This window comes from Halomonas sp. MMSF_3323, from assembly GCF_030733595.1.
GTDB classification, from domain to species: domain Bacteria; phylum Pseudomonadota; class Gammaproteobacteria; order Pseudomonadales; family Halomonadaceae; genus Halomonas; species Halomonas litopenaei.
In genome coordinates this window covers 23,504-34,714 of the sequence record NZ_JASHIT010000049.1, presented here as the reverse complement: position 1 = coordinate 34,714, position 11,211 = coordinate 23,504, and the positions used below count along the sequence as shown (strand labels likewise).

The 11,211-nt window shown below is 66.3% G+C and carries 7 protein-coding genes and 1 tRNA gene; 4 read left to right on the top strand and 4 right to left on the bottom strand.

The window, feature by feature from the left end; all coding sequences use genetic code 11:
• Window positions 1-74 (bottom strand) — tRNA-Met (locus tag RBB39_RS20170).
• Between the two features lie 226 nt (window positions 75-300).
• Window positions 301-1,182: a choline ABC transporter substrate-binding protein gene (locus RBB39_RS20165; protein WP_231498662.1), complete on the bottom strand. Its 882-nt coding sequence runs from the start codon at window positions 1,180-1,182 to the stop codon at window positions 301-303.
• Between the two features lie 322 nt (window positions 1,183-1,504).
• Here RBB39_RS20165 and betI point away from each other — a divergent pair, with 322 nt between their 5' ends.
• The 4 genes from betI (at window position 1,505) to RBB39_RS20145 (ending at window position 8,302) form a co-directional block, all read left to right on the top strand.
• A complete protein-coding gene (gene betI, locus RBB39_RS20160) occupies window positions 1,505-2,125 on the top strand; it encodes a transcriptional regulator BetI (RefSeq protein WP_213229620.1) in 621 nt (206 codons plus the stop codon).
• Between the two features lie 161 nt (window positions 2,126-2,286).
• Window positions 2,287-3,756: a betaine-aldehyde dehydrogenase gene (betB, locus tag RBB39_RS20155; RefSeq protein ID WP_306169351.1), complete on the top strand. Its 1,470-nt coding sequence runs from the start codon at window positions 2,287-2,289 to the stop codon at window positions 3,754-3,756.
• A 78-nt stretch (window positions 3,757-3,834) separates the two neighbouring features.
• Entirely contained in the window at window positions 3,835-5,622 is a 1,788-nt protein-coding gene (gene betA, locus RBB39_RS20150) for a choline dehydrogenase (protein WP_306169350.1), read from the top strand.
• A 229-nt stretch (window positions 5,623-5,851) separates the two neighbouring features.
• Window positions 5,852-8,302 carry an acyl-CoA dehydrogenase gene (locus RBB39_RS20145; RefSeq protein WP_045994601.1) on the top strand — a complete coding sequence of 817 codons (2,451 nt, stop codon included), beginning with the start codon at window positions 5,852-5,854 and terminating at the stop codon, window positions 8,300-8,302.
• Window positions 8,303-8,362: 60 nt separating this feature from the next.
• Here RBB39_RS20145 and RBB39_RS20140 read toward each other — a convergent pair whose 3' ends face one another.
• The gene (locus RBB39_RS20140; RefSeq protein WP_306169349.1) at window positions 8,363-10,417 is read right to left on the bottom strand and encodes an SLC13 family permease; all 2,055 of its coding nucleotides are present in this window, start codon (window positions 10,415-10,417) and stop codon (window positions 8,363-8,365) included.
• 164 nt (window positions 10,418-10,581) lie between these two features.
• Entirely contained in the window at window positions 10,582-11,142 is a 561-nt protein-coding gene (locus RBB39_RS20135; protein WP_306169348.1) for a carboxymuconolactone decarboxylase family protein, read from the bottom strand.
• Window positions 11,143-11,211 lie beyond the last annotated feature (69 nt).

Genomic DNA, 11,211 nt, shown 5'->3' with positions numbered 1-11,211 from the left:
TGGCTACGCCCTGACTCGAACAGGGGACCCCATCATTATGAGTGATGTGCTCTAACCAACTGAGCTACGTAGCCTTTTGGGTCGTCATGCGGCAAAAGCGCCGTGTCGACGGGGGAGAATTATGCACACCGTTCATGAACTTGGCAAGCCCGCCTGCGAAATTTTCGACGACGGGCCTGCCTGCTCTCCCCCGGCCGGGAACGCTCTGGGCTTGCTAGACAGTCAGCTCAGGCCTGTTCAGCGCCCCAGCGCTGGCTTATTCGACACCCAGCTCTGGCTTATTCCACACCCAGCTTTGCCTTATTCAACACCCAGCTCCGCCTTGACCACCTCGAGGGCAGGCTCGCCATCGGCGGTCTCCACGCCTTCGAGCCAGGAGGCGAGCAGCGCCGGGTTGGCCTTGAGGTAGTCGCGGGCGGCCTCGTCCGGGGCGGTGCCGTCATCCATGATGGTGCCCATCAGCTGGTTTTCCATCTCCAGGGTGAAACTCAGGTTGTTGAGCAGCGCACCGACGTTGGGGCAGGCGTCGGTGTAGCCGGCGCGGGTGTTGGTGTAGACGGTGGCGCCGCCCAGGTCGGGGCCGAAGTAGTCGTCGGCGCCTTCAAGATACGCCATGTCGAAGTTGGTGTTCATGGGATGCGGCTCCCAGCCGAGGAACACCATCCAGGTCTCGTCGGGGACGCGGGCACGCAGCTCCGCCAGCATGCCGGCCTCGCTTGAGTCGATCAGCGACCAGTCGCCGAGCCCAAAGGCGTCATCGTCGATCATCTGCTGGATCAGCTCGTTGCCGTCATTGCCGGCCTCGATGCCGTGGAGTTCGCTATTGAACTTGTCGGCGTGCTCGTCGAGATCCGCCACCGAGGTGACACCGGCGTCGTAAACGTACTGCGGCACCGCCAGGGTGTACTTGGCCCCTTCCAGGTTGGCTCCCAGGCGATCGACATCACCCTGCTCGACGTAGGGGTCGCTGATGGACGCCATGGACGGCATCCAGTTGCCGAGAAAGACGTCGAAGTCGTCGTTCTTCATGCCCGAATAGGCGATCGGCACCGAGACGGTGTCGATACGCGTCTCGTAGCCCATGGCCTTCAGCACTTCGGTGGTCAGCGCGGTGGTGGCGGTGATGTCGGTCCAGCCAACTTCGGCGAAACGTACCGGCTGGCAGCTGTCATCGGCGGCCATCGCCTGGGGGGCGGCAAGGCCGGCGATGGCAGCCGCCAGCACGGACAGAGCGGGAATCGTCGGGGTCGTCATGATGCACTCCTTGTTGAGGTTATCGGTTGCAGTATGGTGGTCTGTTCACGACTGTGCCGTTGAATCGACCAGATTTTGATTGAACGTCCAATCAATAAAAGGCATACTCTCTACATCCTAACCTCGGGGGTGCCTCGAGGAGCAAATCACTAGATTCAACTCTTGAGCACGATATCGCTCGAGACGCGCATCAACAGATTCACCTCTCGGGCACCTCAATGTTCGAGGGCGAACGGCACGGAGGTCTGTCATGCCCAAGGTAGGAATGGAGCCGATCCGCCGCCAGCAGCTGATCCAGGCGACCATGGCGGCGATCCACGAGGTGGGGCTTGCCGATGCCACCATCATGCGCATCGCCCGCCACGCCGGGGTCTCCGCCGGCATCATCAGCCACTACTTCGGTGGCAAGGATGGCCTCTTGGAGGCGACCATGCGCCAGATCCAGCATGACCTGGGCCAGGCCGTGGCGGCGCGGCGCAAGGCGCTGAGCGACACAAGCCCCCGTGCCCATCTGGAAGCGATCATCGACGGCAACTTCGACGCCTCCCAGACCAACGCCCGCGCTGCCGGCACCTGGCTCGCCTTCTGGGCCAACTCGATGCACAAGGCCGACCTGCAACGGCTGCAGAAGATCAACGACCGGCGGCTGTACGCCAACCTTTGCTACCAGTTTCGCCGGCTGATGCCCCGACACGAGGCCCAGCGCGCCGCCAATGGCCTGGCTGCAATGATCGACGGTCTGTGGCTGCGCGGCACCCTGTCGCCGGAAGGCCTGGACGCGGTCCAGGCCCGCCAGCTGGCGCGGGAGTACCTGAATCGACTGCTCGACAGCCACGCGCCCGCTGCGGCTCACGAACCGGAACCGGCCTGAGTCTCTTCCGACCAAGGCCCCGAGCCTCGAGCCGGATCTCAGGCAGACCGAGTGGGCAGGCTCAACACCTGCGCCACTCACGCGCACATTCTTGCTCTTCACTTATCGCCCCGACATCGCTGTCAGCTTGCTGACACATGCCCTTTCGACAGGAGGATGCCATGGCAACTCTCGAACTCCAGAAGCTCTACATCGACGGCCGTCTGACCGACGCCACCTCCAACGAGACCTTCAGCGTCACCAACCCCTACGATGGCAGCCACCTGGCCGACGTGCAGGTGGCAAGCCAGGCCGACGTGGACGCCGCTGTCGCCGCGGCCCAGCGCGGCCAGAAGGTGTGGGGCGCGATGTCCGGCATGGAGCGCGGACGCATCCTCAACCGCGCCGTGGCGCTGCTGCGCGAGCGTAACGACGAGATCGCCGAGCTCGAGACCCGCAACACCGGCAAGCCGTTCAGCGAGACGTCCACCGTCGATATCGTCACCGGCGCCGACGTGCTCGAATACTACGCCGGCCTCGCCGCCGCCATCGAAGGCAGCCAGATTCCGCTGCGTGAAGACAGCTTCGTCTACACCCGCCGCGAGCCGCTGGGCGTCATCGGTTCCATCGGCGCCTGGAACTACCCGATCCAGATCGCCTGCTGGAAGTCCGCCCCGGCGCTGGCCGCCGGCAACGCCGTGGTGTTCAAGCCCAGCGAGGTCACCCCGCTGACCACCATGATCCTGGCCGAGGTGTTCACCGAAGCCGGTCTGCCCGATGGCGTGTTCAACGTCGTCCACGGCGAGGCCGAGGTGGGCCAGGCGATCACCGGCCACCCGCACATCGCCAAGGTCTCCTTCACCGGCGAGGTGGGCACCGGCAAGAAGGTGATGTCGGCCTCCGCCGCCTCCAGCCTCAAGGACGTCACCATGGAGCTTGGCGGCAAGTCGCCGCTGATCGTCTGCCGTGACGCCGACCTGGTCCGTGCCGCCGACGCGGCGATGATGGCCAACTTCTACTCCAGCGGCCAGATCTGCACCAACGGCACCCGGGTGTTCGTCGACAACGCCGTCAAGGACGACTTCGAGGCACTGCTCGAGGAGCGCGTGGCGCGCATCAAGGCCGGCGACCCGATGGATCCCTCGGTCAACTTCGGCCCGCTGGTCAGCTTCGAACACCAGGAGAAGGTGCTGTCCTACATCGAGCTGGGCAAGCAGCAAGGCGCCCGCGTACTGGCAGGCGGCGACGCCTGGGACCAGGGCGACTGGGCCAAGGGCGCCTGGGCGGCCCCCACGGTGTTCACCGACTGCACCGATGACATGCGCATCGTGCGTGAAGAGATCTTCGGCCCGGTGATGTCGGTGCTCGGCTTCGACTCCGACGAGGAAGTGATCGAGCGCGCCAACGCCACTACCTATGGCCTGGCCGCCGGCGTCTTCACCGAGAGCCTCAACCGTGCGCATCGCCTGATCCATCGCCTGGAAGCCGGCATCTGCTGGATCAACACCTGGGGCGAGTCCCCGGCCGAAATGCCGGTGGGTGGCTACAAGCAGTCCGGCGTCGGCCGCGAGAACGGCATCGAGACCCTGGCCCACTACACCCAGACCAAGTCGGTCCAGGTCGAAATGGGCCCCTTCGAGTCGGTCTTCTAAGGCCGGCCCGTCGCGACAGCACTCGAACACCGCGTCACGCCTGACCCGGTCACCCCATTGCCTTCAGGGAGGCGTCACATGTCACAGCTCCGTGAATTCGACTACGTCATCATCGGCGCCGGCTCCGCCGGCAACGTCCTCGCCACTCGTCTGACCGAGGACCCGGACGTCCAGGTCCTGCTGCTGGAAGCCGGCGGCAAGGACCACCGCTTCGACTTCCGCACCCAGATGCCGGCAGCGCTGGCCTATCCGTTGCAGGGCAAGCGCTACAACTGGGCCTTCGAGACGGACCCCGAGCCGCACATGGACAATCGCCGCATGGAGTGCGGTCGCGGCAAGGGCCTTGGCGGCTCTTCGCTGATCAACGGCATGTGCTACATCCGTGGCAACGCCCTGGACTATGACGGCTGGGCCAAGCGAGACGGGCTCGAGGATTGGCACTACGCCAACTGCCTGCCCTACTTCAGGAAGGCCGAGACCCGCGATATCGGCCCCAATGACTACCATGGCGGCGATGGCCCGGTGTGCGTGGCCACCCCGAAGCCCGGCAACAACCCGCTCTACCACGCCTTTATCGAGGCGGGTCAGCAGGCGGGCTACCCGGCCACCGAGGACGTCAACGGCTACCAGCAGGAAGGCTTCGGCCCCATGGACCGCTTCGTCACGCCCCAGGGACGCCGCGCCTCCACCGCGCGTGGCTATCTGGACGAGGCCAAGAAGCGCCCCAACCTGACCATCGAGACCCGAGCCACCACCGACGTCATCCTGTTCGAGGGCAAGCGTGCGGTGGGCGTGCGCTATCAGCGCAAGGGCCAGACCCAGGAGGTGCGCACCCGTCGCGAGGTGCTGCTGTGCGCCGGCGCCATCGCCTCGCCGCAGATCCTGCAGCGCTCGGGCATCGGCCCGGCGGACCTGCTGGCGGAGCTCGGCATCGAGGCGGTCCACGTCAACGACAACGTCGGAGCCCATCTGCAGGACCACCTGGAGATGTACATCCAGTACGAGTGCAAGAAGCCGATCTCGCTGTACCCGGCGCTGAAGTGGTACAACCAGCCGGCGATCGGCGCCGAATGGCTGTTCAAGGGCAGCGGCGTGGGCGCCAGCAACCAGTTCGAGGCCGCCGGTTTCATCCGCACCAGCGAAGAGGAAGCCTGGCCGAACCTGCAGTACCACTTCCTGCCGATCGCCATCAGCTACAACGGCAAGAGCGCGGTGCAGGCCCATGGCTTCCAGGCCCACGTCGGCTCGATGCGCTCCCAGAGCGAAGGACGCGTACGGCTGACCTCGGTCGACCCCAAGGCCGCGCCCTCGATCCTGTTCAACTACATGTCCACCGAAAAGGACTGGGAAGAGTTCCGCGACGCCATTCGCCTGACCCGCGAGATCATCGCCCAGCCGGCCATGGACGAGTTCCGTGGCCGCGAGATCTCGCCGGGACCGGACGTGCAGAGCGACGATGAGCTCGACGCCTTCGTGCGCCGCCACGCCGAGACCGCCTATCACCCCTGTGGCACCTGCCGCATGGGCGACGGCGACGACTGCGTGGTCGACGGCGCCGGACGCGTGCACGGGGTAGAAAGCCTGCGGGTGGTCGACGCCTCGCTTTTCCCTGTGATTCCCACCGGCAACCTCAACGCGCCGACGATCATGCTGGCCGAGCGCATGGCCGACAAGATCCGTGGCCGCGAGCCGCTGCCGCCGAGCCAGGCGCCCTACTACGTGGCCAATGGCGCCCCGGCCCAGAAGCCGCCGCAGCGGCGGCTCGAGGAGGCCCATCCGACCCAGAGCGAGCGGCGCCTCTCCGCGCGCGCCGATGCTGGTGCTGGTGTTGGTACTGGTGCTGATAGCACAGCGCAGCCTGGCTGACGCCGGAAAAGCTGCCGCTGGCGGCGACACGATTTAGACGACATCGACCTGGCCCCGTGACTTTCACGGGGCCTTTTTTGTGCAGCTAAGAGACCTCTAGTTCGACCATGGTGCAAGAGGCAAGGTTTTCGATGGCCGGTTGTCAGGCGATGGGCTAATCTGCAAGAATTCAAACAGGCGTTTTATTACAACCACGCTTCCTCTCATCGCTCTCCAAGGAGAACCGCCCATGCTCAGCCTGCTCCTGCTCATCTTTGCGGTCGTTGGCCTGATCGCCATCGCCCGCCGCGAGGCCGGGGCCGCGCCTGCCGCCGCCCTGCCCGCCATTCTCGGGGTCGCGGGCCTGGTCCTCGACGCCGAATTTGTCGGCGTACTGCTGCTGATCACCGCCGCCGTCATCGCCGTCTGCGGCCTGCCGGCGCTGCGCCACGGCTGGCTGTCGCCACGTCTGTTCGCCATGTTCAAGAAGGTCGCCCCCCGCGTATCGGATACCGAGCGTACTGCGCTTGAGGCCGGCAGCGTGGCCTGGGACGGTGAGCTGTTCTCCGGCCGCCCTGACTGGCAGCGCCTGCTCGACTTCAAGGATGACGGCCTCAGCGACGAGGAACGCGCCTTCATCGACCATCAGTGCACCGTGGCCGCCGGCATGTGCAATGCCTGGGACATCGCCCGCGAGCGCGCCGACCTGCCGCCGGAGCTGTGGGACTACCTGAAGAAGGAACGCTTCTTCGGCATGATCATTCCCAAGGAGTACGGCGGTCTCGGCTTCTCGGCCAAGGCCCAGTCGGCGGTGCTGCAGAAGCTCGCGGTCAACGAGACCCTGATGTCCACCGTGGGTGTCCCCAACTCGCTGGGTCCGGGTGAGCTGCTGCTCAAGTACGGCACCCAGGAGCAGAAGGATCACTACCTGCCGCGCCTGGCCGACGGCCGCGAGATCCCCTGCTTCGGCCTGACCGGCCCCCGTGCCGGCTCCGACGCCACTTCACTGCCGGACGTCGGCATCGTCTGCAAGCAGGAAATCGACGGCAAGGAAGTGCTGGGCCTGCGCCTGACCTTCAACAAGCGCTGGATCACCCTGGCGCCCATCGCCACCGTGGTCGGCCTGGCCTTCCGCATGTTCGATCCGGACCACCTGCTGGGCGACACCGAAGACCTCGGCATCACCTGCGCGCTGGTGCCGCGTGACACCGACGGCATGGAGATCGGCCGCCGCCACCACCCCATCGGCAGCCCCTTCATGAATGGTCCGATTCGTGGCAAGGACGTGTTCGTGCCGCTGGACACCATCATCGGTGGCCCCGAGATGGCCGGCGAAGGCTGGCGCATGCTGATCGAGTGTCTGTCGGTCGGCCGTTGCATCACCCTGCCCTCTGGCGCTACCGGCACCGGCCGCTACGCCATCGGCTGGGCCGGCGGCTTCGCCCGCATCCGTCGCCAGTTCAATGTGCCGGTGGCCGAGATGGAGGGCATTCAGGAGCCCCTGGCACGTCTTACCGCCAAGGCCTACATCGCCCAGGCAGCGGTCTACCAGACCGCCAATACCATCGACCACGGCCAGGCGCCGGCGGTGCCATCGACCATCCTCAAGAGCCAGTTGACCGAGTTCCAGCGTGACATCCTGGCCGACGCCATGGACATCCACGGCGGCAAGGCGGTGACCCTGGGCCCGCGCAACTACCTGGGCATCGGCTACAGTGCCAACCCGGTGGCGATCACCGTGGAAGGCGCCAATATCATGACCCGCAACCTGATGGTGTTTGGTCAGGGCGCGATCCGCTGCCATCCCTACGTGCTGGAGGAACTGGCGGCCAAGGACGCCGATGACGCCAAGGCCTTCGACCGGGCGTTCTTCCGCCATGCCGGGCTGATCTTCGGCAACGCCGCCCGCGCCCTCACCATGGGCCTGGGCATCGGCAAGCCGTCCTGCCCCTTCGACGAGGTCGCCCGCCCCTACGCCCAGGACGTGGCCCGTCTGTCTGCCGGCTTCAGCCTGTGCGCCGACGCTGCCATGGCGAGCCTGGGTGCCGAGCTCAAGCAGCGCGAGATGCTCTCGGCGCGTCTGGGTGACGTGCTCTCCAACCTCTATCTGGTGAGCATGGTGATCAAGCAGTGGCACGAGGGTGACAAGGTCGAGGGCGAGGCGGAACTGATGCACTACGCCTGCCGCTTCCTGCTCAACCGCGCCGAGACCGCCTTCGTCGAGGTCTTCGACAACCTGCCCAACCGGGCGCTGGGCAAGACCCTGAAGGTGCTGGTGATGCCGCTGGGCCGCCGCTGGGCACGCCCCCACGACGACCTGGCCCGGTCCATCGCCCGTGCGGTGTCCACCGACAGCGCCCTGCGCAAGAAGCTCTTGGTCGGCGCCTGGGACAGCAACGACCAGGTCCAGGACAACCCGGTGGCGCGCTACAACGCCCTGCTGGAAACCCAGGACCGCGCCGAGGTGCTCTATCGCCAGATCAACAAGGCGTACTCCAAGGGCAAGCTGCCGGTGCAGGCGCTGCACCCAGAAGAACGCCTGGAAGCCGCGCTCGAGGAGGGTCTGATCAGCGAGGAGGATGCCGACTTCATGCGCAAGCGCGAGGCCGAGGTGCTCGACATGCTGAGCGTGGACGACTTCGCCTTCGACGCCTTCGTCACAGACAAGGAAAAGATGAACCACCACAACGTCACCGCGTAGCGCCGACGTTTCGCGCACCACCACGACGCCCGGGCCCAGCCCGGGCGTTTTCATTGGCCGTTATTGCAGCGGCCAGACCAGCATGATCAGCGGGATGGCGACCACCATCACCACCAGGGTCAGCGGCAGGCCAAGGCGCCAGTAGTCGCTGAAGTGATAGCCCGCGGGGCCCATCACCAGGGTGTTGGACTGGTGGCCGATGGGCGTCAGAAAGGCGCAGGAAGCGCTGATCGCCACCACCATCAGGAAGGGGTCAAGCGACAGCTCGAAACCGCTGGCGAGACTCGCCGCGATGGGCGCCATCAACAGCGCCGCCGCCGCATTGTTGATGACGTTGGACAGCAAGGTGCTGACCATGAAGAGCCCCGCCAGCACCAGGATGGGCGGCCACTGGCTGCCAAGCCCGAGCATGGCATCGGCGATCAGGCCGGCCCCGCCGCTGGACTCCAGCGACTGCCCCACCGGAATCATCGCGCCCAGCAACACCACCACTGGGCCGTCGATGGCACGGTAACCTTCGCGCAGCAGCAGCACCCCCACCAGCAGGGTGACCAGCGCGGCCAGCGACAAGGCCACCGCCGCCGGCAGCAGATCGAACAGCATGGCCGTGATGGCGACGGCAAAGATGCCCACCGACAGCGCAAGCTGGCGCGGCTGGCCGAGGGTCAGGCGCCGGTCTGCCAGCGGCAGGCAGCCAAGCACCGTCAGGCTCTCCCCCAGCCCTTCGGGATCGCCCTGCAGCAGCAGCACGTCGCCGGGCCGAAAACGAATATCGCGCAGACGCTGCTTGAGGCGCCCACCGTCACGGGCCACCGCCACCAGGTGCAGGCCGTACTGATGGTGCAGGCGCAGCTCGGCGGCGGTGCGGCCGCTGATGGCGGCGTCGTTGCGCACCACCGCCTCGATCAGGTGCAGGTCCTCGGGGGCCTTGTCGTCCTGGCGCTCGTCACCGTCCTCGGTGCCCCGCGCCGCCTCACGGGTCTCGTCCAGGGTGATGCGGCGCTCTCGCGCCTGCTCGTCCTCGTCGACCAGTTGGCGGGTACGCTGGGCCAGCGAAGCGGACCCGGCATTGCCGTCTGCGTTCAACGGCTGGGCCGACGTCGACGTGGCCGCTGCGTTGTCCGAGGACCGCACCTGATCATCGCTGCCGGTCTGCTCGGTGTTGGCTGGCTCGGTGTCGGTCGGCTCGGCGTCGCTCTGCTCGGCATCAGAATCCGGCGCCTCCTCGGGTGCCAGACCGACCCGCAGTCCGGCCCGATCCTCCAGCGCCTTGAGCTCCTCGGGACCGGCCTCCAGCAGCAGGATGTCGCCCTCCTTGAGCACCCCATAGAAAGAGTGACCGGCGTAGCGATGACCGCCCCGCACCAGCGCCAGCACCGGCACGTTGTCGTCGAGCTTGCGCCTGAGCTTGTGCAGCGACCAGCCCAGGGCCTGGGCATCGGCGTCGACCCGTACCTCCACCAGATAGTGGGCGGTATCGAACATGGCGTCGCGGCTGGCCTGGCCGGTGCGCCTTGGCACCAGGCGCCAGCCCAGCAGCACGATAAAGGCAACCCCGGCGAGTGCCACGGCGCCGCCCACCGGGAAGAAGTCAAACATGCTGAAGCGCTCGCCGGCGACGCTGGCACGGTAGCTCGAGATGATGATGTTGGGCGGGGTGCCGATCAGGGTGGTGAGGCCACCCAGCAGCGAGCCGAAGGCCAGCGGCATCAGCAGGATCGACGGCGAGGTATCGTGTTCGCGCGACATCCGCAGGGCCACCGGCAGCAGCAACGCCAGCGCCCCCACGTTGTTCATGAAGCCCGACAGCACGGTGACAAGGCCGGTCAGCGCCAATAGCTGGTACAGGAGCCTGTCGCCAACCTTGAGCACCTGGGCGGCGATCACGTCCACCACCCCGGCCCGCTCGAAGCCACGGGACAGCACCAGCACCGCCACCACGGTGATCACCGCCGGATGGCCAAAACCGGAAAAGGCCTGGTCGGCGGGCACCAGCCCCAGCACCACCGAGGCCAGCAAGGAGGCCAGCGCCACCAGATCGAAACGAAACCGCCCCCAGACGAACGCCGCCAGCGTCAGCCCGAGCACGATAAATACCAGAAGACTGTCGTCCATGCCGGCCCCTCCCTGGGCGGCGCCCTGACGGGCGATTGCAGAGTGCTGGAGGTCGCGAAAGCGTCACCGAGAAAGCGCCAGGGTACCGCTGATTCAGCGTAGCCTAAAACAGCCCGTCAGCGTGCCCAGGAGGCTTCGTCAAAGGGCTGGGGTTCGGCAAAGGGTTAGGGTTCGTCAAAGGGCAGCGGTTCATCGCCGCGACGGACCTCGAAAACGTTCAGCGTCATCGCCACAAGGGCGTAGTAGCCAAGCACCCCGACCAGTTCCACCACGGCCTCCTCGCCGAAGGCCTCCACTGCCCTGTCGTAGGTGGCCTGATCGACGCGACGGTGCTGATACAGCACGCTGGCCAGGCGATGGACGATGACTTCGTCGCTGCGCTCGAAGGTCGGTTGACGGCCTTCTCGCAAGGCCTCGACCACCGACTCGGACAGGCCGGCCTTGAGGGCGATGGGGGCGTGGATCTGCCACTCCGCCTGGGACTTCCACCAGGCCGCGGTGGTCAGGATGGCAAGCTCGGTGAGGCGCAGCGGAAGCGAGGTATGGTAGCGACAGAAAGCCCCCAGACGCTGGGCATGGTCGGCAAGCTGCGGGCTGTGCACCCAGGCCAGGAAGGGACCATCGAGGTTGCCGCGGGGGCCGCTGAGGATATCGTCGAGCACCCGACGCTGCTCCGCGCTCATGTTGGCGTCGTCAAGCTCGGGCAAGCGGGAACGAAGGGGCATGCTGTCATCCTGTACGTGGGAAAAAAGGTAGCAAGCCCGCCCCTTGGCGGGCCTGGTGTGTCAGAGGTG